Annotated in this window: 17 protein-coding genes; 11 read left to right on the top strand and 6 right to left on the bottom strand. The window is 62.8% G+C overall.

What is annotated here, in order from left to right:
- The first annotated feature begins 38 nt into the window (after positions 1-38).
- The 7 genes from MRX98_RS04920 to MRX98_RS04890 are packed head-to-tail and all read left to right on the top strand — an operon-like array spanning position 39 to position 8320.
- Positions 39-923 carry a purine-nucleoside phosphorylase gene (locus tag MRX98_RS04920; protein WP_246903533.1) on the top strand — a complete coding sequence of 295 codons (885 nt, stop codon included), beginning with the start codon at positions 39-41 and terminating at the stop codon, positions 921-923.
- Positions 920-2221, top strand: a complete 1302-nt coding sequence (locus tag MRX98_RS04915) for an amidohydrolase (RefSeq protein WP_246903530.1) — start codon at positions 920-922, stop codon at positions 2219-2221. The genes MRX98_RS04920 and MRX98_RS04915 overlap by 4 nt, the downstream gene beginning before the upstream one ends.
- 12 nt (positions 2222-2233) lie before the next feature.
- Positions 2234-3556 (top strand): amidohydrolase family protein, encoded by a 1323-nt coding sequence (locus tag MRX98_RS04910; RefSeq protein WP_246903528.1) that lies wholly within the window; start codon positions 2234-2236, stop codon positions 3554-3556.
- A 30-nt stretch (positions 3557-3586) separates the two neighbouring features.
- Complete coding sequence (gene ade / locus MRX98_RS04905; protein WP_246903526.1) at positions 3587-5314, top strand: adenine deaminase; 1728 nt, start codon at positions 3587-3589, stop codon at positions 5312-5314.
- A 32-nt stretch (positions 5315-5346) separates the two neighbouring features.
- Positions 5347-6450, top strand: coding sequence for an S-methyl-5-thioribose-1-phosphate isomerase (gene mtnA / locus MRX98_RS04900; protein ID WP_425523866.1), 1104 nt, complete (start codon positions 5347-5349; stop codon positions 6448-6450).
- Between the two features lie 29 nt (positions 6451-6479).
- Positions 6480-6956: a siroheme decarboxylase subunit beta gene (gene ahbB, locus MRX98_RS04895; RefSeq protein WP_246903524.1), complete on the top strand. Its 477-nt coding sequence runs from the start codon at positions 6480-6482 to the stop codon at positions 6954-6956.
- 14 nt (positions 6957-6970) lie between these two features.
- Positions 6971-8320: a B12-binding domain-containing radical SAM protein gene (locus tag MRX98_RS04890; protein ID WP_246903523.1), complete on the top strand. Its 1350-nt coding sequence runs from the start codon at positions 6971-6973 to the stop codon at positions 8318-8320.
- A 105-nt stretch (positions 8321-8425) separates the two neighbouring features.
- Here MRX98_RS04890 and MRX98_RS04885 read toward each other — a convergent pair whose 3' ends face one another.
- From MRX98_RS04885 to MRX98_RS04875, 3 genes are all read right to left on the bottom strand, one after another.
- Positions 8426-11215 carry a GGDEF domain-containing protein gene (locus tag MRX98_RS04885; RefSeq protein WP_246903521.1) on the bottom strand — a complete coding sequence of 930 codons (2790 nt, stop codon included), beginning with the start codon at positions 11213-11215 and terminating at the stop codon, positions 8426-8428.
- On the bottom strand, positions 11215-12135 hold the full coding sequence (locus MRX98_RS04880) for a serine/threonine protein kinase (RefSeq protein WP_246903519.1): 921 nt from the start codon (positions 12133-12135) through the stop codon (positions 11215-11217). The genes MRX98_RS04885 and MRX98_RS04880 overlap by 1 nt, the downstream gene beginning before the upstream one ends.
- A gap of 201 nt (positions 12136-12336) precedes the next feature.
- Positions 12337-12558 (bottom strand): hypothetical protein, encoded by a 222-nt coding sequence (locus MRX98_RS04875; protein ID WP_246903517.1) that lies wholly within the window; start codon positions 12556-12558, stop codon positions 12337-12339.
- Positions 12559-12713: 155 nt separating this feature from the next.
- On the opposite strand from MRX98_RS04875, the gene polA reads away from it, so the two are divergent.
- Positions 12714-15407: a DNA polymerase I gene (gene polA / locus MRX98_RS04870; protein WP_246903515.1), complete on the top strand. Its 2694-nt coding sequence runs from the start codon at positions 12714-12716 to the stop codon at positions 15405-15407.
- Between the two features lie 54 nt (positions 15408-15461).
- On the top strand, positions 15462-16454 hold the full coding sequence (sppA, locus tag MRX98_RS04865) for a signal peptide peptidase SppA (protein ID WP_246903514.1): 993 nt from the start codon (positions 15462-15464) through the stop codon (positions 16452-16454).
- Positions 16455-16457: 3 nt separating this feature from the next.
- Here the strand turns inward: sppA and MRX98_RS04860 are convergent, their stop codons facing one another.
- A complete protein-coding gene (locus MRX98_RS04860; protein WP_246903512.1) occupies positions 16458-16643 on the bottom strand; it encodes a conjugal transfer protein TraB in 186 nt (61 codons plus the stop codon).
- Positions 16644-17758: 1115 nt separating this feature from the next.
- On the opposite strand from MRX98_RS04860, the gene queF reads away from it, so the two are divergent.
- Entirely contained in the window at positions 17759-18169 is a 411-nt protein-coding gene (queF, locus tag MRX98_RS04855) for a preQ(1) synthase (protein WP_246903510.1), read from the top strand.
- 23 nt (positions 18170-18192) lie between these two features.
- Positions 18193-19113, top strand: a complete 921-nt coding sequence (locus MRX98_RS04850; protein ID WP_246903507.1) for a hypothetical protein — start codon at positions 18193-18195, stop codon at positions 19111-19113.
- A 94-nt stretch (positions 19114-19207) separates the two neighbouring features.
- On the opposite strand, the gene dusB is transcribed toward MRX98_RS04850, so the two are convergent.
- Together dusB and MRX98_RS04840 are read right to left on the bottom strand one after the other, a co-directional pair.
- A complete protein-coding gene (gene dusB, locus MRX98_RS04845; protein WP_246903504.1) occupies positions 19208-20182 on the bottom strand; it encodes a tRNA dihydrouridine synthase DusB in 975 nt (324 codons plus the stop codon).
- Positions 20179-21069 carry a DUF1848 family protein gene (locus MRX98_RS04840; RefSeq protein ID WP_246903501.1) on the bottom strand — a complete coding sequence of 297 codons (891 nt, stop codon included), beginning with the start codon at positions 21067-21069 and terminating at the stop codon, positions 20179-20181. Before MRX98_RS04840 ends, dusB begins: the two co-directional genes overlap by 4 nt.
- Between the last annotated feature and the right edge of the window lie 15 nt (positions 21070-21084).

Raw genomic sequence — 21084 nt, 5'->3', positions numbered from 1 at the left:
CGTTCACCGCTCAAACGATCAACGGAAAGTGTTGCACTATGACCGACAACCATGCGGACCACAACCGGCAGCAGGCCCTGGCCGCCGCCGACTTCATCGCAAAGCAAATCGGTAGCGCGCCTCGGGTGGCCATCCTCGCGGGTACCGGTTTGGGGGATATGATCGACCAATTGGAGGTGCAGGCGCAGATCGACTATCGGCAGATTCCCCATTTCCCCGCCGCCACCGTTCAATCCCATGCCGGGCGCTGGGTCGCCGGTAATCTGAACGGTCTGCCGGTGGCCGTGCTCCAGGGCCGCTTTCACATCTACGAAGGGCACACACCCAAGGCGGTCGCCTTCCCCGTGCGCGTGCTGCAGGCCCTGGGGGTGTCGACCTTGATCGTCACCAATGCGTCCGGAGGACTCAATCCTTATTATGCCACCGGCGACATCATGCTCATTCGGGACCACATCAATTTGACCGGCGCCAATCCCCTGGTGGGGGCGAACGAAGATCTTTGGGGACCACGTTTTCCCGACATGACCGCCGCCTATGCCCCGGATTTGCGGACCATGGCCATGGCCGAGGCGCGTGCGGCCGATATCGCCCTGCAACAGGGCGTTTACGTCGGTCTCAAGGGACCCTCCTTGGAAACCCCGGCCGAAATGCGCTTTTTGCGGGCCATCGGCGCCGATGCGGTGGGGTTGTCCACAGTGACCGAGGTCATCGCCGCAGTGCACGGCGGCATGCAGGTGATGGGCCTCTCCGCCATCACCAATATGTGCACCCCCGATCAGCCGGCACCCTCCGATGTGGACAGCATCATCGACGCGGCACGCGCCACGGCGCCGGTTCTGGGCCGCCTGATCGGCGCGGTTTTGACGCGCCTTGCCGATGGTGCCCTTGCGAGCGGGGCCGAAGATGTGCAGGGGGCCCCATGAGCCCAGCCGACCTGATTGTGCGCAACGGCACGGTCATCACCATGGATGACCGGGGAACGCGTATTGCCGACGGATACGTTGCGGTGAACGGCGGCCGCATCACCGCCTTGGGCCCCGTTGCCGAACTGGCCGACCGGCGCGCCGCCCGCGAAATCGACGCCCGCGGCGGATTGATCCTGCCGGGGTTGATCAACACCCACACCCACGCCGCCATGTCCCTGTTCCGGGGGTTGGCCGACGATCTGCCCCTGATGACCTGGCTCAATGACCACATCTTTCCGGCCGAAGCCAAGCTCGACGGCGCGATGGTGGGGCTCGGCACGCGCCTGGCCTGTGCCGAAATGATTCTTGCGGGCACCACCTGTTTCTGCGACATGTACCTGTTTGAATCGGCCGTGGCCGAAGCCGCCGGTGCCTGCGGCATGCGCGCGGTGGTCGGTGAGGTGCTCTACGATTTCGATTCACCCAACTACGGCCCCCTCGAACGGGGGTTCGCCTATGTGGCGGAGATGCTGGCGCGTTGGAAAGACGATCCTTTGATTCGCGTGGCCGTCGAGCCCCACTCGCCCTACCTGTGCGCGCCGGATCTGTTGCAGCGGGCCGCGCGACTGGCCGCCGACCACGATGCTCCGCTGGTGATTCATGTATCCGAGACCCGGGCGGAGGTGGAAACCATCCAGGGGCGGTACAACGCCACGCCGGTGGGGCACTTGGCCGCCCTGGGCGTTTTGGGTCCCAATGTGGTGGCCTGTCACGCCGTGGTGCTCACAGAAGATGACATCGACCTGCTGCGGCGGCACGACGTCAAGGTGGCCCACAACCCCGAAAGCAATATGAAATTGGCTTCGGGCGTGGCCCCCGTGCCGGACCTGCTGCGGGCGGGCATCTGCGTGGGCCTGGGCACCGACGGCTGTGCCAGCAACAACGATTTGGACCTGTTCAGCGAGATGGACACGGCCGCCAAGCTGCACAAGGTGCACCGCCTGGACCCGACGGTCATGGATGCCGCCACCGTGCTGCGCATGGCCACCTGCGATGCCGCCCGGACTCTGGGTCTGGAACGGCATATCGGCTCCCTTGAACCGGGCAAGGCGGCCGATCTGATTGTCATTGACACCGCAAAACCCCATTTGACCCCCATGTACGACCCGGTTTCCCACTTGGTTTACGCGGTCAACGGCGGCGATGTGCATCACAGTGTGATCAACGGTCAAGTGGTCATGGAAAACCGCACGCTGCAGACCATCGATCTGCAGGCGGTCTTGGAACAAGTGGCCGCTTTCAAACAGAATGCCTGATGTTGCCTGTTTATGCTCGAAACCCTGATTCATAACGGCGTGATTGTCACCGTCGACGACGCTTTCTCGGTATTGCCGCGCGGGGCGCTGGCCATCCGCGACGGCGGCATTGTCAATGTGTGGATGCCCGCTGCCGGAGAAACCCTGCCCCAGGCCAGGGAGACCATCGATGCCGGCGGCGCACTGGTGATGCCGGGACTGGTCAATGCCCACACTCATCTGCCCATGTCCCTGTTCCGGGGAATGGCCGATGACCTGGCCTTGCACCAGTGGCTGCAGGAACGCATTCTGCCGGCCGAGCAGGCCCATATCACGCCGAAATCGGTGGCCCTGGGGGCTGAACTCTCCTGCGCCGAAATGGTGTTGGGGGGTGTCACCACCTGCTGTGACGGCTATTTTCTGGTGGATCACTTCGCCGGAGCGGTGGCCCGTGTCGGCATGCGGGCCATTCTCGGCCAGGGGGTTATCGATTTCCCGGCACCGGGTGTGCCCGATCCGACTTTGAACGTAACGGCGGCCCGGGAGGTGGTGGGCCGCTGGCAATCGGGAACGCCCCTTGTGCAGCCCGCCATATTCTGCCACGCGCCTTACACCTGCTCCGCCGCAACTTTGCAGGCCGGCAAGGCGGCCGCGGACGAATTGGGCCTGCTGTTTCAGATTCACGTGGCCGAGACGCGGCAGGAGCGGGAGGATTGGATGGGGCGGCATGGGCAAAGCCCCATCGCCTATCTGGATGGGCTCGGAGTGCTCGACGGGCGCACCCTTCTGGTGCATGCGGTGTGGGCCGATGCGGCCGATGTGGCCATTGTCGCCCGCACCGGTGCCCGGGTGGTGCATTGCCCGCAAAGCAACATGAAGCTGGCCGGCGGCGTGGCGCCGGTGCCCGACTACCTGGCGGCGGGTGTCACCGTGGCCTTGGGCACCGACGGTTGCGCCAGCAACAATGACCTTTCCATGTGGGGCGAGATGGACAGCGCCGCCAAGCTGCACAAGGTGCACCGGGGCGATCCCACCGTGATGGATGCCGCCACGGTGGTGGGCATGGCCACCGTGCAGGGCGCCCGCGCCCTGGGACTGGACCACCTGATCGGCTCTTTGACCCCCGGCAAGCGAGCCGACCTGATCGTGCTGAAAACGGCGCAGCCCCATTTGACGCCCCTCTATCATCCGGCGTCCCATCTCGTGTACGCCGCACGGGCCGCGGATGTGAACCATGTCATGGTGGACGGCCGTTGGATCGTGCGCGATCAGCGGCTGCTGACCATTGACCTGGACGACCTGATGGATCGCGCGAACCGGTTCGCCCGCAAGATTGCGGTGTCGGCGCCGACATAAGCGCGACCGGCGGCTCTTTGGGAGGAAGCGATGCACACGCTGGACAAGCCATTACCGAAACTGCTCGAAGCGGCCCGCGGGGACCGGCCGGTGGATTTGCTGTTGCGCAATGCCCGGTTGATCAATGTCTTCAGCGGCAAGGTGGCGCCCATGGATATCGCCGTCGCCGATGGGTTCGTGGTGGGGTTCGGCCCCTACGTCGCCCGCACCGAGGTGGATCTGCAGGGGCGTTTCGTGGCGCCCGGTTTCATCGACGCCCATGTGCATATCGAGAGCGCCATGGTGGGGCCGACCCAGTTCGCCCGCGCCGTGCTGCCCCACGGCACCACCACCGTGGTGGCCGATCCCCACGAGATCGCCAATGTGCTGGGTGCCAAGGGGATTGCTTACATGCTGGCGGCCAGCGCCAGCCAGCCCCTCAACTTTCTGTTCACCCTGCCTTCCTGCGTGCCGGCAACGGCCATGGAGACCGCCGGTGCCCGTTTGGGGGTGGAGGCCCTCAAGCCTTTCATGGACCACCGACGGGTCGTCGCCCTGGCCGAGATGATGAATTTTCCGGGGGTGATCCATGCCGATCCCGAGGTGCTGGCCAAGATCGAGGCCATGCAAGCCTTCGGCAAGCCGCTGGACGGCCACGCGCCGGGGCTGAGCGGCCACGCGCTGCATGCCTATTTGGCTGCGGGCATCGCCAGCGACCACGAATGCACCACGGCCGATGAGGCGCGGGAAAAGTTGGCGGCCGGCATGCACATCATGATCCGCGAGGGCACCGGGGCGCGCAACCTGGACGACCTGCTGCCGGTGATCGACGCCGGCAACGCGCGGCGCATGATGTGGTGCACCGACGACCGCCACGCCCACGACCTGACCCGCCAGGGCGGCATCGACAGCATGGTGCGCCGGGCGGTGCGCGCCGGCCTGGACCCCGTCATCGCCATCCGGATGGCCACCCTCAACCCGGCCGAGTATTTCGGGCTCGGCAGCGTCGGCGCCGTGGGACCGGGCCGGCGGGCCGACCTTGTGATTATGAACGATCTGGACGATCCGGAGGTGCATCAGGTCTATTGCGGCGGCGTTTTGACGGCCCAGGAGGGGCGCATGGTCAATGCGGAAACCGGCGGCACCATGACTGCGCCGCCCTCACCCATGCGCGTGGCGGTGGAACGGCTCGATTTCAGTGTGGCGGCCCACGGCAAGCGCATCCGCGTCATCGAGGCCCTGCCCGATCAGATTGTGACGGGTGCCACCGAAGCCGCGGCGCTGATCCGCGATGGCCGCGTGGTGGCCGACACCGGGCGCGATGTGTTGAAAATCGCCGTGGTCGAGCGCCACCGGGGCACCGGCCGCACGGGGGTCGGTTTTATCAGCGGCTTCGGCCTCAAACGGGGGGCCTTGGCCTCCACCGTGGCTCACGACGCCCACAACATCGTGGTGGTCGGCGCCGACGACAAGTCCATGCTTGCGGCCGTGGGCGTCTTGGCCGACATGGGTGGCGGCCTGGTGGTGGTCGACGAAGAACGATGCCTGGCGCGCCTGGCGTTGCCCATCGCCGGGCTGATGTCCGACCAACCCATCGACCATGTCTGCTACGGTCTGGAGGAATTGCTGGCCGCCGCCCGCCGGTTGGGCGCCCGACTGCCCGATCCCTTCATGACCCTCAGTTTCATGGCCTTGCCGGTGATACCGGCGCTGAAAATCACCGATCACGGGCTGGTGGATGTGACAGCCTTCAAACGCGTACCGCTTTTTCCGGAGTAGGTGCACACAAATTATAAAAGGATTCCTTCTTCATGGCACCCATGGAAACCAAACCGATGCGGCCCATCCGGCTTGCGCAGGATGGTCGCACCGTCGAGGTCATCGACCAGCGGCAGTTGCCCCACCGGCTGGAAATGTTGTCCCTGGACACGGTCGCACAGGTCATCGAAGCGATTCAGCAGATGGTGGTGCGCGGTGCGCCGTTGATCGGCGTTACCGGTGCATACGGCGTGCTGGTGGCCCTGCGGACCACCGACGACGAAGCGGCCTTTCTGGAGGCCTGTGCGCAAATCAAGGCGGCCCGCCCCACGGCGGTCAATCTGGCCTGGGCGGTGGACCGGGTGGTGGCCTGCGCCATGGCCGCGCCGGCCGGCACGGCCCGGCAGGCTGCCGTGCTGCAGGAAGCAGGCCGGATCGCCGAGGAGGAGGTGGACAATTGTCGACGCATCGGTGAGCACGGCGCACGGATCATCGCCGATATCAGCCGCGCCAAGGGAGGGCAAACGGTGCACCTGCTGACCCACTGCAACGCCGGCTGGCTCGCTTGTGTGGAGTGGGGTACCGCCACGGCGCCGGTCTATGTGGCCCGGGAGATGGGAATCGATGTGCATGTCTGGGTCGACGAAACCCGCCCCCTCAATCAGGGGGCCCGCCTGACCGCCTGGGAACTGGGTCGGGCCGGCGTGCCCCATACCGTGATCACCGACAATGCCGGTGGTCATCTGATGCAGCGCGGCATGGTGGATCTGGTGGTGGTGGGCACCGACCGCACCACTTTTACCGGAGATGTGGCCAACAAAATCGGGACCTACCTCAAGGCACTGGCCGCCCGGGACAACGGCGTGCCCTTTTACGTGGCCCTGCCGTCTTCCACCTTCGATTGGCAGTTGCAGGACGGGCTTGCGGATATCCCCATCGAGGCGCGCCATGCCGATGAAGTACACTGGGTGCAGGGAGCGACACGGGATGGACCGGCACGGGTGCGGATCACGCCGGCCGACAGCCCGGCCGCCAATCCGGCCTTCGACGTGACGCCGGCCCGGCTGGTCACCGCCTTCATTACCGAACGGGGGGTGTGCAAGCCCGACCGGGCGGATATCGCGGCCCTTTTTCCCGAGAAGGTGCAAAACGATTGACAGCGGCAGAGGAAAGGGAAGGGCAGGGCATGACAATCTCATTGAGCGATTTCGAAAAACAGGTGATTGCGGCGATCCAAGGGGACATGGCGGTGACGGCCAGGCCCTATGAAGTGATCGCCCAAGGCCTCGGAGTGGACGAAGAGCGTTTGCTGGCGGTCTTGCGGGATCTGGTGCGCCGCGGCGTGATTCGACGCTTCGGCGCCACCTTGCGCCATCAGAAGTCCGGCTTTCGGGCCAACGCCATGGTGGCCTGGCGCGTGGACGAGGCCCACATCGACGAAGTGGGCCGCATCATGGCCGGCTTCCGGGCCGTCTCTCACTGTTATCGTCGGGACCCCACCGATCAATGGCCCTACAACCTCTACACCATGGTACACGGTAAAGACGAGGCCGCCTGTCGTCAGACCGCCCGAAAAATGGCCGCCAAGGCTGATGTCCACGACTTCGAACTTCTGTTCAGCCGGCGGGAACTGAAGAAGACCTCCATGCAGTACTTCAAATAAGGTGCTCGGTCGCAGTGAACAACGCCCCCCACGTGTTGTTGGTCAATCCGTGGATTCACGATTTCGCCGCCTATGACTTCTGGGCCAGGCCCTACGGGTTGCTGAGCCTGGGAGCCGTGCTGCGGGATCACGGGGTGCGAGTCTTCTTCGTGGATTGCCTGGACCGCCGGCATCCCGCCGCCAAGGGGGGCGATCCGCGCTCCCGGCACGGCCGCGGTCCCTATCTCAAGACCCCCATTGCCAAACCAGCGTTGCTGGCCCACATTCCGCGCACCTACAGCCGTTACGGCATTCGGCCCGAGTGGTTGCAGGCCGACCTGGCCGCCTTGGAGCCGCCGCCCGACCTGATTCTGGTCACCTCCATGATGACCTATTGGTATCCCGGTGTGTTCGAAACCATTGCCATGCTGCGCCGCTGCTTGCCCGGCGTGCCCCTGGTGCTCGGCGGCATCTACGCCCGCTTGTGCGCAGACCATGCCCGGGCCTTCAGCGGTGCCGATGCGGTGGTGACCGATACGGGCCGCACGCTGTGGACGCTTGTGCGGGAATACACCGGCTGGGATGTCACGCCCCGGTACGCCCCCGACGATTGGCTGGCGGCACCGCCGCCGGCCTTCGATCTGCAACGCCGGGTGACCTACATCCCTTTGCTGACCACACGGGGCTGCCCGTTTCGCTGCGCCTATTGTGCCTCCGGCTTTCTCGAACCGCGGATGCAACGACAACCCTACCGCAAGGTGGTCGCACAGATAGAGCAGTGGCACCGGCAGTACGGTGTGGTCGATTTCGCCTTTTACGACGATGCCCTGCTGGTGGATGCCGCGCACCACGCCTTACCGTTGCTGGAAGCCATCGTTCGCTCGGCCCTTTCCCTTCGCTTCCATACGCCCAACGCATTGCACATCCGGGCCATCGACGCCGAGACGGCGGCCTTGATGTTCCGGGCCGGTTTCCATTCCATTCGCCTGGGATTGGAAACGACGGCCTTCCATGATCGCGCGGACCTGGATGCGAAAGTGACGGAACAGGAGTTCCTGCAAGCGGTGGCCCACCTGAAACGAGCCGGTTTCCGGCCGGGCCATATCGGCGCTTATCTGCTGGTGGGACTGCCCGGCCAGACGCAGGCCGCGGTGGAACAGGCCATGGCGGTGGTCAAGGCCGCGGGGGTCGTCCCGGTTCCGGCCCACTACACCCCCATTCCCCACACCTCCCTGTGGCCGGCTGCCGTGGCCGCTTCGCCCTACGACCTGGCCGCCGATCCCCTGCTGACCAACAACGCCATCGCCCCCTGCAGCCGGCAGGGATTCTCCTGGGAGACGTTGACGCGATTGAAACGGCTCGCGGTGCCCTGCGGGCAGTTTTAAGTTTTAAGTGTTAAATTTTAAGCTAATGAATTCTGTCGGTTAGATGTGTGTGGGGGGCCAGGGCAATCCCCAGCTCGGGCTTTGTGGATAGCCGCAAAGGCCGGATCAGAAGAGGACCTGGATGTTTTTCAGGCGGGCCACCATGTCGTTCAATTGACGGCTGATATGCTTGGCAAAACGTTGGGCGTCAGGGGTCTGGTCTTCGTCGAAGGCGGCCGCGACACCGGCCACGCGCAGCTCTACCGGTATGCCGTCGACATCCAGCGGTTTGGCATGCAGCAGGCGCAACACCCGATCCAGCGCCTTTTTGGCGTGGGGCTGGTCGATGGTGGGCAGCAGGGCCATGATTCTGTTTTTGCCGATGCGGCCGATGTAGTCCACCTCGCGAAAGGTGGTGCTCAACAGCTCGAGGGCGGCTTCCATGATCATTTCGTTGGTCAGCACACCGTCCAGCAGCTTCATGGCGGGCTTGGCCGACACAAAGGCCAGGGAGACCGCCGAAAACCAGGCGCCGTAGCGTTTGGCGCGGGCGATCTCCTTCTCCATGATGAACATCACCTCGTCGGAGGAGAGAATGCCTTCGGCCATGGAAGTCTTTCCGGCCTGTTCGCGCAGCAACTGCTTCTGGCGGGAGATCTCCTCATTAATCTGGCTGAAATTGTTTTCTTCAATTTCCCCGGCGGCCACTTTGGCGCGAATGGTTTTCAAGATGCCCGCCAGCTCTTCGTCTTCTCCCACATGATGCTCCAGGGTCTGGAGAACCGTCAGCATGCGCGGTTTGGCTTCGGCCGAAGTGGATTGGCCCGATTGGGACTGCAGCCACTGTACGCGCATGTTGTCCAGGATCGATTCCATGCGTTCGTTGATCCGTTGCTCCATGCGGGTCAGTGCGTCGGCGTTGACATTCATCGTGCTCAGCTTCTGCAGGAGGGTGGACTCGATGTCGCCCATGACCCGCTTGAGGTGGCCCTCGCGGTCCGGGTCGTCTTCCGGCGCATCCTTGGCCATTTGGTTTCCCAAGTGCTCCACGTATTCCACCAGAATGTCCGAGAGCGCCGCCTCGTCGCCACCGCCTTGGCGGATTTGCGATGCCAGATAGATCAGTTCCGCGGCCTGACCCGGATTGCGTTTGATCTCCTCCACCAGGTCCTTGCCGTCCAGCCCGATGCTGTCGGAACTCTCCTCCAGGATGCGCGTGAGTTCTTCACTTTGCAGCTCGCTGCGCAACTCGCCGATCAGGTTCAAATATTCGGCCATGGGCATACCCTCGGCCAGCAACGTGCGCTTGATCTGGGGCAGCAGGCGCTTGAGCTCCGCCGCTTCGGGGATGATGCGGCGAATCAGGTGGGCCAGCCGCTGGGTGGTCACCTTGCCGGCCTGGTACTCATCCTTGACCAACTCCATCATCACCTGGTCGGCCAGTTGGTTGGCGGTTTGGGTGATGGCGGTTTCGTTGGCATAGGCGATCCCCAGCGCCTTTTGGGCCTGAATGCCCTCCAGCAGCTGCTTTTTCATCTCGAAGATCGCCTGGGCCAGGTCGGCGATGTTGGTTTCGCCCTCGCCCTGCAAATGCTTTTGCACCTCTTGCTGCATCATCTGCAGTTGATGCAGCAACATCGGTCCGGGGCCCGACGCGGTCTCGGCCGCCCCATCGGCAGCGGTACGCGACTTGGGGGCGTCATTGCCGGTGCGCGCGGTCGCGCCGCCGGCCGCGGGGCCTTTTGGGGGTGCCGCCGATTCTGATGCGGCGGGTGCTCCCCGGCCACGGGCCGCTGCAGCAATGGAAGGCATGGTGCCGTCCGGGTCTTGCTCGGGAAGTGGGCTGCCGGTCGCTGATTGCGCGCCCGCACCGCCGTCGCCCCGGCCTGAAGGCGTTGCAGCGGCAGGTTCGCCGCTCGCCGAAGCGTCCGGTGTGCCGTGCCCGCCGGCGTACGGCCCGTCCGGTGCGATGCCGCCCGTGCCCGGTTGCCCCGCCATTCCGCTGCCGCCGCCGGCGCCGATGCCGGTTGCTGCGGATGTTCCTTCGCCGCCGCCTGGCCCTCCGCCACCGCCTGTTCCGTCGCCGCCATCTCCGAGCGCCCCTTCGCCGCCACCACCGCCGCTTGCACCAGTAGTACCGCCGGCAGGGCCGCGTCCGGAGGGCGCCGTGCCGATCTCCGGCGCGCCATCGGTCGCGCCGTCCAGATCGGGGGAGACCTCGGTGCCGTATCCCGGCGGGTCCCATCCGAGATCCTGCTGGTTTTGCTGCGCGACCGCCGCCAGGTCGACTTCGATCAGCCGTTTGGAAAAGGCCCCCGGATTGGCCATCAGGTTGGTGATGTTCAAGGTTTTGGCGAACTCTTCGGACAGCACGCTTTCCAGCAAGGTCTCCATGAACCGTTTGCGGGTTTCCTGGTCATCGGCGTCCACCATGGGCGTCACTTTTTTCAGTGCTTCGCGGGACACCACCTGATCGTCTTCGGTCACCTTGCGAAAGATCACGTGGTTGACCTTGATGTTGAACACCCCCTTTTGATAGAGGCTGGTCTTCACCTCCTCCACATTGGCGATGGAGGCCAGGGAAGAGAAAAGCTCCGCGAAGATGTTCAATTCGCTTTCGGTGAGGCCCTTTTCGAAGGAGACCGACTGCAGGCCGCAGCGTTTGAAAAGGGCGGCCACCCGATGGACGTTGATCCGCGGATCGAGGGGTTCCTCGTCGATGAAAAAATTGCCCCGGTCGAGGATGTACACCAGTGGTGAGACTTCGTCCAAAAGACGCACGGCTGCTTTGTGCACATCCGTCACCGACTGCTTGATCACGGGGTGGCCGGGTTGATACATCAAGCTGCGGTTGAGCAATAGGGAGAAGACGCGACCGAACAGGGCCGACAAGTCTTTGAGCACTCGTTTTTCCATCAGATCGCCTTTTCTTCTTGGTTACCGTTGGCGGCCGACCGGCGCAGGTAGGTTTCCAGGGCATCGGCGAACAGGCGGCAGGTGGCGTACCGTCGTTCCTTGTCATAGGCCACCGCCTTGAGCACGATGGCGTCCAGATCGTCATCCACCCGCGGGTTGATTTGGGACGGCTTTTTGCTGAACAACCGGTCTTGCAAACGCAGCTTGATCTTCAGCAACTTGACCGCCGAATCGTAGGGCGGGTAGGGCAGACCGCCGCAGAGCATTTCCAGCATCATGACCCCCGTGGCGTACACATCGGCCCTTCCGTCCACCATGCCGCCGATGATCTGTTCCGGGGCCATGTAGGTGGGGGTGCCGACCAGGATGCGGTTGTCGCTGTCGGAACCGCCGTAGGAGCGGGCCACCCCGAAATCGGTGATGATCGGGCGTTGGGAGTGGCTCTCGATGAGGACGTTGCGCGGCTTGATGTCCCGGTGCACGATGCCCAGCCCATTGGCGTAATCCAGGGCGTCGAGCACCTTGAGGATGATTTTGATGGTGGTCTCCACCGGCAGCATGCGCTTGGAGGGGATCACGTGGCGACGCGCCTTGCGGATGTAATGGGCCAGGGCGTATCCTTTGATCAACTGCATGGTGAAGAAAAGAAACTCGTCGGTTTCGCCGATTTCGTAGACCGGAATGATGCACGGGTGCGACAGAAAGGCGGCAGCCTCCGCTTCCTGCTGAAACAGGGCGGCCACCCGGGGGGTCATCAGGGCCTTGGGCAGAATCTTGACCGCGATCTGCCGTCTGAGCGTGGTTTGGTATGCCACGAACACCACCGACATGGAACCGCTGTCCAGTTTTTTCAACAACCGCGAGGTGCCGACCGTCCGACCGATCAAATGGTCGAAATTCATGGTGCGAATGGAAGCCACGTTTCCGTCCTGTGCGGACCAAAGGTCCGGCGATATGTGTGCAGAGGGGCGATTGAACCATCTGGTTCGTCGACAACTCCCTAATACTACGGCAAAGTCGTCCGAGCGTCCAGGTTTTTTACGGGCCTTGGGCCGATCCTTTTGGAATTCGGTGCATTGGATGCGCAGCGGTTTCGGTGATCGCTCTTTCGGTGATCGCTCTTATTGATTCCCGAAACCGTTGAGCTGTCCACAGTCGGGGCATTGCCAGGTGATGTGGTTGCAGGACATGCCCCAGACATTCTCCTGCATGCAGCTTTGGCAGATTTCGAATCCGCAGCGGCAACGCCAGCAGAAGGGCTTTTGTTGACCGCAGCAGTGGCACTGTTGAATGGAGGGGCGACGCCAACGGCGTTTGCGCCGGTTTGCTCGGGTATCGGACATGGTCTCTTTATTGTCGTTCAATGCCATCTATGTTAGTAATGATATGCTTTTCCATGGATGAACCGGGTCAAGCGACCGAATTTAGAACAAGCCCGGTGGGGTGTCAACACCCGCCGCCGCCCGGACCTTACCGCACACACCAAAGCGAGTCCATAATGACCAGCAACAACGACCCGGACCGATCCCCCCTGTACCTGATCGACGGCAGCGCCTACATCCATCGTGCTTTTCATGCCGTGCGGGGCCTCACCAACAGCAAGGGCCTGCCCACCAATGCCGTTTTCGGGTATACCCGCATGCTCATTAAATTGATGCAGGAGCGATCGCCGCGTTACGTGGCGATCTTTTTCGACGCCAAGGGGCCCACCTTCCGCCATGCGATGTACGACGCATACAAGGCCAACCGTCCATCCATGCCGCAAGAGTTGGTCATGCAGCTGCCCTATATCAAGCAGGTGACCGAAGGGTTCAATATCCAAACCATCGAGTTGGAAGGCTACGAGGCCGACGACCTGATCGGCACATGCGTCCGCCTGGCCGCAGCGGCCGGGATGCCCGTGGTCATGGTGACCGGCGACAAGGATTTCATGCAACTGGTCAGCGACCAGGTGACCATCTGGGATCCCATGAAGGACGAGGTGATCGACAAGTCGACCATCCTGCGCACCCACCAATTGCAACCCGAACAACTGGTGGATGTGATGGGGCTTTCCGGCGACAGCAGCGACAATGTCCCCGGAGTGCCGGGCATCGGGCCCAAAACGGCCCTCACCCTGATTCAGCGTTTCGGCAGCATGCAGGCGCTGTATGAAGGGCTGGACGATTTGAAGTCGGCCAAACAGCGGGAAAAATTGTTGCAGCACAAAGAGCAGGCCTTTTTAAGCCGGCGCCTGGTGACCATCGACACCCACGCACCGATCGCTTTGGAACCGGACCGATTGATAGCGCGGCCCCCCGATGAAACCCGCTTGAGCGGGCTTTTTCAGGAGTTGGAGTTCCGCCAGTTGCAACACAGCTTTCAAAACAGCCGGAGCAAGGCCGAGACCGACTATCGGGGCATCTTGACCGAGGCGGACCTGGCATCGTTGGTGGAGCGGCTGGGCCGTTGCGACTGTTTCGCCATCGACACCGAGACCACCTCCCAGGACCCCATGGCCGCCGACCTGGTGGGGATCTCCATCGCGCCGGAACCCCACCACGCCGTGTACATCCCCTGCGGCCATCGCTATATGGGGGCACCCGCCCAACTGCCCCTGCACACGATCCGCAAGCACCTGCAACCCTTACTGGCGGACGAGACCATCGGCAAGGTGGGGCAAAACATCAAGTATGACTGGACGGTGCTGCGACGTCACGGGTTCACCCTGGCCGGCGTGCGCTTCGACACCATGCTGGGCTCCTATTTGCTCGATCCTTCCAAGCGGGCCCACAACCTGGACCAGATCGCCCTCGATTTCCTCGGTCACAAAACCATCACCTACGCGGAGGTGGCCGGCAAGGGCAAGGGGGCCGTGACTTTCGATCAGGTCACCCTGGAGCGGGCCGTGCCCTATGCCTGCGAGGATGCCGATATCACCCTGCGGGCCTATGAGGTCTTGCGCCCCCGGTTGGAAGCATTGGGGCTCATGCCCCTGCTCGAACAGGTGGAAATGCCCCTGGTGCCTGTTTTGATGGATATGGAAATGGCCGGCGTGCGGCTGGATCGCGAAAAGCTGCGCGAGCTGTCCAAATCTTTCACCCACCAGTTGCAGTTGTTGGAAGATGAGATATATGCATTGGCCGGCGAGCGCTTCAACATCCAGTCTTCCCAGCAACTGGGGCGCATTTTGTTCGAAAAACTGCAACTGCCGACCTTCAAAAAGACCAAGAAAAAAACCGGTTACTCCACCGATGTGGAGGTGTTGACACGGCTGGCCGAGCAGCATGAATTGCCGGCCCTGTTGCTGCGCCACCGCTCCGTGGCCAAGCTCAAGTCCACCTACGTGGATGCCCTGCTGGAGCAGGTGGACCCCGCCACCGGCCGTATTCACACCTCTTTCAACCAGACCGTGGCCGCCACCGGGCGGTTGAGCAGCTCCGATCCCAATTTGCAGAACATTCCCATCCGCACCGAGGAAGGGCGCATGATCCGCGCCGCCTTCACGGCCGCGCCGGGCCACTATTTGCTGGCGGCCGACTACTCCCAGATCGAGCTGCGCATTCTGGCACACTATGCCGATGACCCCATCTTGATCCAGTCCTTTACCGAAAACGAGGATATCCACGCCCGCACCGCCGGCGAGGTGTTTCACGTGGCCCTGGACCAGGTCTCGGCCGATTTGCGGCGCCAGGCCAAGGTGATCAACTTCGGCATCATATACGGCATGAGCGCCTACGGTCTTTCAAAAGAGTTGGGCATCAGCAGCAAAATGGCCCAGGCCTACATCGACCAATACTTCGCGCGTTACAGCGGCGTCAAAACATACATGGCGCAAACGGTGGCCCGGGCAAGAGAAACCCAGCGTATCGAAACCCTGCTGGGGCGCCTGCGCCTGCTGCCCGACATCAACAGCGCCAACCCGACCATCCGTCAGTTCGCCGAGCGCACCGCCATCAACACGCCCATTCAGGGCACGGCCGCTGATCTGATCAAGGTGGCCATGATCCGGGTGGCCGAATCCCTGGCGCGACAACAGCTGAAAAGCCGCATGCTGCTTTCTGTGCACGATGAAATCGTGTTCGAGGTACCGTCGGAAGAGTTGCAATCGGTGCGGGAGATGGTTACCGATATCATGGAGCATGTTTGGGACTTGAAAGTGCCGCTCAAAGTCAACGTGGCCTGGGGCCACAACTGGGCGGAGGCCCATTGAGCAGCGCTTGACCCATCGCTCATGTCACGTAACCAAAACGAAAGGGCTGTACATATGAAACCCATACGATGGTGGACGCTCGGCGTCCTGTTGGTGGCTGCGGTGATGTTCCTCGGCGGATGCGCGTTGCCGCGGGTGACCCTATTCGGTGATCGGGACGAACCGCTGAAGGAGTACGTGTTGGAGGGAACGGACAAGGGCAAGGTGCTGCTGCTCTCCATCGACGGCACCCTCTCCGACCGCTCCCAAGAGCGCCTGATGCGCAGTCGCCCCAGCACGGTGCAGCAGGTGGTCGCCTATCTGCGTCACGCCCAGAGGGACCCGGAAATCAAGGCGCTGCTGCTCAAGATCAACTCGCCGGGCGGCACGGTGACCGCGAGCGACATTCTCTACCACGAGATCGATGCCTACAAGCAACGCACGGGTGTGAAGGTCGTCGTGGCCATGATGAACGTGACCGCCTCCGGCGGCTATTACATCGCCCTGCCGGCCGACCACATCATGGCCCACCCGACCACCATCACCGGCTCCATCGGCGTGATCTTCATGCGTCCCGGGGTCAGCGGGCTGATGGAAAAAACCGGCTTGTCGGTGGCGGTGAGCAAATCGGGGGATCAGAAGGACATGGGATCGCCCTTCCGACCGGAAACGGAAACCGATGCCGCCCTGTTTCAGGAGTTGACCGATAAACTGGCGCAACGGTTTTTGGACCTGGTGGCGCGCCATCGCCACTTGACAGCGGCCCAAATGGAGCAGGTCGCCCGGGCCGGGGTGTATCTGGCGGATCAGGCCGAGGCGCTGGGGCTGGTGGATGAGATCGGGTATCTTGACGATGCCGTCGCCAAGGCCAAACAGATGGCCGGCTTGAGCACCGATGCGCGGGTGGTGGCCTATCGCCGCTCCAAAATCGAGGACGACACCCTCTACCACCCCGCCATACGCTATCAAGGGGGGGATCTGTCGTCCCTGCTGCCTTTCATGGCACCCCTGTCCGATACCGCAACCGCCGATTTTCATTACATCTGGCCCGCCGCCGCGGGGCGCTAGGGGCTATTTGCCGCCCTTTTCCTCCCGGTCGCTTTCGGCGGAAGCCCTTACGGTGCTGTCGATGGCGGTGTAGATGTTTTTAAAGGTTTCGGCGAAATTGGTGGGCCACAAACGGCCCACCTCGATGAACTTGACGGCGATCTCCTTGCTGGCTCGCAGGACCTGTTCTTGCATGCTGTCTTTGGCCATGGTCTTTTCTCCGGTGAATGTGCAATGATTATGGATTGTTATCAGTTGCCATGGGTGCTGTCAAGCGACAGCCGCCATCCTGGTGGGCAGTTTTAGGGCCCTGACGGGCCAGTTTTAAGTTTTAAGTGTTAAGTTTTAAGTTAATGAATTCTATCGATTTTATGGGTTGGAGGTAAACGAGCGGATGGGTTCTACCATGCATCGTGCCTTCCACCAACCCGTAGGGGCACGGCACGCCGTGCCCAATAGGATCCCATCCACCCATAGGGGCACGGCACGCCGTGCCCGATAAGGCCCGATCCGCACCCACCCGTCGGGGGTGGCACCGGCAACTGGTTGCCGGTGGCCGAAGGCCAGGAGGTTTTTCCCAAAATCGACGTCAACCGTACACCCATCGCCCTGTTTAACAGATACCGGGCGGCAGAGCTGAACTGCCAGGGCGGTCTTGTGCCCTGGTAACCGAACCAGCGGTAACCGGATTGTTTGTGCATGTGGCGTGAACGCAATCCGCCTTGCCGGTGGCGGGAGTGAGGCGCATGAGCTCTTGTTGCTACGCAGCACTGGCAACCAGTTGCCAGTGCCACCCGTCAGTTCTCCCACGGAGGCGGGTGGGCCGGGGGGGCCGGGTGCTGCAATGCGTGCAGGCGCATAGGGGCCGTTATGGGGTGGGGCGCAGGGCGTTCGGCCCGCACCTGTTTGAGCGCAGCGAGTTGTGCGGGCCGCCCGGAGCCCACCCCATTACGGCCCCTTGGCGCCAAAACGCGCAGCACCCGGCCTCCCCGGCCCACCCGCCGGCGGTCGTTCAACGCGCCAAACAGCCGCCATGGGTTTTCGAACAACGGAGCATACAACGCTGCATACAGCCCACTTCGGAATTCGAACAACGCGCCCTGCAAAGCGGCAATCAACGCATCCGGTGGTTGAAAGGCACAACCTTCAGAGATGAACCGATAAATGCACCGCGTTCCGTCAGCGTACCGGCGCCGTGGCGATGGATCCGCAATTGACACACTGCCCTAAATTCTCTATGTTCCAGGGCGCCTGATACACTGGCAAGGAGTCGTGAAACGCTCCCTTTTGCCCCATCAACGCCCCACAGGAGGTTCCGTAGCCGCATGGCCGATGCATCCCGACCCCCCGTTCCCTACGACATCAAAACGTCCGATGGGGTGCGACGCGAATTGTTGAGCCCCATCGATTATGCCTACAAGGATCGCCGCGAGATCAATATCACCATCCGGCAGCCGGAATTCACTTCGGTCTGCCCCATGACCGGTTTGCCCGATTACGGCACCATCACCATCCGGTACCGACCCGACCGAACCATCGTCGAGCTCAAATCCCTCAAGTACTATCTGTTGCAATACCGCAATGTGGGGATCTTTTACGAGCATGTGGTCAACCGTATTCTCGACGATCTGGCGGCGGTGCTGGCGCCGCAATGGATGGAGGTGCAAGGCACCTTCACCGCCCGGGGCGGGATCACCACCGAGGTGGTCGCCCAGTATGCGGGTGTTTCCGAATGACAAACAACCGGAGTGAACGGGGCATGCATCGATTCGCGCAGATGGGCATTGTGTGGCTGGCGGTTCTGCTGTTGGTCGCCTGTGCCAAGCCGCAATATGTATTGGAGGAAGAACGGCCCAGCCTGGGTGAGGTCAAGGTGCGCGATGGCGGTTCCCTGCGCCAAGTGGCCATGGCCGCACCGACGGCGCCACCGGGATCCTTCTTGCGCCAGACGAGCGATCTGCTGGCCGATCAGATCATGGCCACCTTTCAATCCCGGGGAAAAGGCATTCGATTGCTCACGGCGCGGGAAGACGATTTCACCGCACTGATGGTCCGCCCGGAGCTGCTGGCGGCGCCCCAGCGTTTCGATCTGGCCACCACCGCCCGACTGGCCGGCTACCAGCACTTGATGCAGTCCCAGGTGATGGACGCGCGGGTTTTCGAGCAACAGAAGGGCATCTGGTGGTTTCGCAAACCGCGCTACTACATGACCGTGGCCTTTTCGTTGGATGTGATCGATACCTTCACGGCGGCGAAGGTGCTCAGCCGGGTGGTGGAAGAGACCATCCGGATCGATGTAAACAGCTACGAAGCCTTTCGCAGCGGGTCACAAAGCCTCTTCGGGGCGATGGAAAAGAGCGTTCGAGGGATCGGCCGCCGGCTTGCCCGTGAGGCCATCGACACCATCCGCGACACCCATTGGAAGGCCGCTGTCATCGGCATCGATGACGGCATGGTCACCTTTGCCGTCGGCCGGACGGTCGGTGTGCGGCCGGGTGATCGTTGGGCCGTCTTCGAAGGGCGCCGCATCGTGACGGGTGCCGACGGGGCACGTTTCATTGTCCCCGGTTATCGACTGGGGACGGTCGAGGTGGTGGCGGTCGACGAGGCGCAAACGCGGGCGCGGTTACTCGATGATGCAGCCATTCAGGTGGGGGACTTCGCCGTTCCCCTTAAGTAGTGCCCATCGGGAAACGGTGTCTTGCGGTCCACCTCTGCGTTCATGCAATTTTGAAATCCGCGACGTCGCTGCAAGGGCACGGCATGCCGTGTTCCTACGCCTGCTGCGCCGCCACCAGCGCTTCATAATCGTCGATGTGGCGCTGTACCTCGTCGCGGGAGGCGATGTGCCGAATGGCTTGGCGAAACCAACTCGCCCGGGGCATGCCTTTGACAAACCAGGCCAATCGACTGCGTAACACCAGGCAGGCCCGGGGCTCGCCGGAATAGGTCATGGCCGCATCCACATAGCGCCGGATCGCATCGAAGCGGGCCGCAACAGGAACGGGGCCGATTTCGCGTCCCGCCAAACGTTCGATGATCTGATTGAAAATGAAGGGGTGGCCGATGGCCGCCCTGCCCACCATCACGGCGTCGCATCCTGTCCGGGACAGCATCCGCACCGCATCGTCGGCCGTTTGCACGTCGCCGTTGCCGATGACCGGTATATCGACGGCCGCCTTGACCCGCTCGATCAAGGTCCAGTCGGCGCGCCCCCCGAATCCCTGGCGTGCGGTACGCGGGTGCAGCGCCAGTGCATCCACACCGCAATCCTGTGCAATGCGGGCCAAGGCCAGGGCATCCGTGCCGGAGGGGTCCCAGCCGGTGCGCATTTTGATTGTCAATGGCACGTTGATCGCTTTGCGTACCGCCTTTAGCATGGCCGTGGCCCGTGGCAGGTCCCTCATCAAGGCCACTCCGGAACCGCTTTTGAGGATCTTTTTGACGGCACAGCCACAATTGATGTCCACAATCTCGGCACCGGCGGCGGCGACCCGCCGCGCCGCTTCGGCCACCATGGCCGGATCGCCGCCGAACAGTTGAACGCTCATAGGCTGTTCCGCGGGCACAGTGGTCAACAGTTGCCAGGTCTTGGCCCCGCCGTGCACCAGCCCGTTGGCACTGACCATTTCGGAATAGACCAGGGCGCAGCCGGCCGCCTTGGCCAGCAGCCGCATGGGCAGATCACTGATGCCGGCCAGGGGGGCGAAGATCGTTGGGTTGGCCAGTTGAATCGGGCCGATCCTCATGACGGACACTCCTTCGGACGCACCCGGTCCATGGCGGGGTTGGCGTAGCAAAACAGGCAGTTGTGCCGGCACGGGTGTTGGGCGTAGCTGCCGATGTCCCTGGCACGGCCGCAACCGCAACCGGCCTTCACCCGTTGGCCGGTATCGCGCGCCAGGCTGATGTCCGCACCGTTCAGGCGGGCCAGGTCGGCGTTGGGTATGCACGCCGCCCGGCGAACCGGCGTGCCTTCGGGCAAGGCCGCCAGCACCGCGTTCTCGCAGCACAAACAAAGGGCCATGGACAACGGCTCCAGGACGCCGGCCATGGCCAATATGCGATCCCGTTTGACGGTCAAGGGCGGATCGTACAAGGATAGGGCGGTTTTGGCCATGCGGCGTTCAACTTTGCGGTAGAGATCCACGAAACTGGTGATGCAGGTGCGGACGCCCAGCGCGGCGGCACTGCGGGCGATGGTTTCAAAGGCATCGCCGTTGTCGCGCCGCTTGCCGTCCGCTTTTCGGAAAAAACAGATGGGGTCGAAGCGCCACTGGACATGGTCCGGACCGAAGGTGTCGCACAACCGCGCCAACTGTTCCAGGCGTTGTGCCAGGGGCGGCACCGAAGGTTCCAACAAAGGGTGGGGCGAATTGATGGTGAAATTGAAAAAGAGATGGTAACCCCGGCGCGCCAAGGCGTCGCCGTGGCCTTCATCCAAAAACAGGGCGAAGTTTTTGGACCAGAACACAATGGTGTGCACCCGCTCGACCGTGGCCGGTACCGAAGCGGTAGAGCCGCCGTAAGGGTGGGGCACTTGAAACATGCCGCGTTCGATCTGCGCCATGAACCAGGGCATGTAGAAGGCCGGGATATCGGTGCGGCGTGAAGCCGAGAGCACAATGCGTTGCATCGCGGGAGGGGGCGG

This window comes from Desulfatitalea alkaliphila, assembly GCF_022968795.1.
In the GTDB taxonomy this organism is placed as follows: domain Bacteria; phylum Desulfobacterota; class Desulfobacteria; order Desulfobacterales; family Desulfosarcinaceae; genus Desulfatitalea; species Desulfatitalea alkaliphila.
Note: the sequence above shows the minus strand (reverse complement) of the source record. Positions and strands in the feature narration are given on the sequence as shown.